This is a genomic window from Psychrobacter luti, from assembly GCF_014192115.1.
Lineage (GTDB): Bacteria > Pseudomonadota > Gammaproteobacteria > Pseudomonadales > Moraxellaceae > Psychrobacter > Psychrobacter luti.
In genome coordinates this window covers 1-1,425 of sequence record NZ_JACHXL010000015.1, presented here as the reverse complement: position 1 = coordinate 1,425, position 1,425 = coordinate 1, and the positions used below count along the sequence as shown (strand labels likewise).

Here is a 1,425-nt window from a genome sequence, read left to right as displayed (position 1 = left end):
TGAACTGACCCCCAAATGTTGGACGGTTTAGTTTATAACAAGGACTGAGTTCTGTATTGCACAGGACTCAGTCCTTTTAATTTAAGTTGAATACGCTCATGATTATAATAATGCATATACTCATGAATCTGTTTCTCTAACTGCTCAATAGTTTTCGGTTTCTCAATATAAATCGTCTCGCACTTCAGCGTACCGAAGAACCCCTCCATCAGTGCATTATCTAAGCAGTTGCCTTTTCTGCTCATACTTTGCTTAATTCCATGCTGTTTAAGCGTCGTGCTAAACGGTTTCATTTGATAATGCCACCCTTGATCTGAATGCAGCATTAATCTTTTACCACGGCACGCCTTTGTCTTATCTAAAGCACTAGCTAGCATCTTACCAACTAAGTCATAAGTGGGTCTGTTTGAGAGCGTATAGCTGATGATCTCATTGTTATAACAATCGAGTATGGGCGATAAATACAGCTTATAATCACCCACCTTAAACTCAGTAATATCGGTGAGCCAGCGTGTGTTCGGTTTATCTGCATGAAACTGGCGCTTCAAATAGTTCTTCGCAATCTTGCCTTGTTGTCCTTTATAAGAGCGGTACTTCTGACGTCTTATCTTGGCGCTAAGGGTCATGTCATGCATAAGCTTAGCAATGAGCTTATGGTTGTAATGACACCCTAACTGCTTTAGAGCCTCAGTGATTCTGCGATAGCCATACCTGCCTTTGTGCTGATGATACAGCTTAGCAATACGCTGTTTTAATTCAGTGTATTTGTCATCACGCTCAAGTCTTGCTCTATGATAGTAAAAGACACTTTTGGGCATACCAGCGGCTTTAAGTAAGTCAGATAAACAGCAGCGCTCTCTTAGTCCTTCGATGAGCCTTGCTTTTTCAAAGCTTGTTTCTTCTTCTGTTTGAGCAAGGCATCTAGCTTTTTTAGGTAGGCGTTCTCCGCACGTAGATACTCATTCTCACGCTTAAGCTCTGCTAAGCTCTTTTCATCATCTGGCTTGTCTGTGATAAATGGTTTGCTCATGGCGGTTCTACCTTTGGGTTTAGATACGAGTCCAGACATACCCTGTAGTCGATAAGCTTTGTGCCAATGACTAATGAGCGCCGGTGAGCTGATGTTAAACTTCAGTGCCACCTCAGATTGACTTAAATCTTTTTTAAGCATGGTAGTTATTACGTTAAGTTTAAACTCACTGCTGTATTTGGCCTTACTTGTCTTTGGCTTAATGGCATTTATGCCACCGCTTTGGTATTGCTTAACCCATTTGAGTACAAACTCTGGATTGACGTTAAACTTCTTAGCGGTGGCGTGACTACTATGGCCTTGCCGATAGTATGCGATAACTTGCATTTTAAAGTCTAGATCGTAACGCATAAAAATACCCCATAAGTTGTGTCCAACTTATGGGGTTCAGTTCA

General features: G+C 41.3%; 2 protein-coding genes. Both read right to left on the bottom strand.

Annotation, left to right across the window (positions count from 1 at the left end; genetic code table 11):
* Positions 1 to 32 precede the first annotated feature (32 nt).
* On the bottom strand, positions 33 to 872 hold the full coding sequence (locus tag FHS24_RS12310; protein WP_227671816.1) for an IS3 family transposase: 840 nt from the start codon (positions 870 to 872) through the stop codon (positions 33 to 35).
* Complete coding sequence (locus tag FHS24_RS12305; RefSeq protein ID WP_183621408.1) at positions 860 to 1,381, bottom strand: helix-turn-helix domain-containing protein; 522 nt, start codon at positions 1,379 to 1,381, stop codon at positions 860 to 862. The genes FHS24_RS12310 and FHS24_RS12305 overlap by 13 nt, the downstream gene beginning before the upstream one ends.
* Positions 1,382 to 1,425 lie beyond the last annotated feature (44 nt).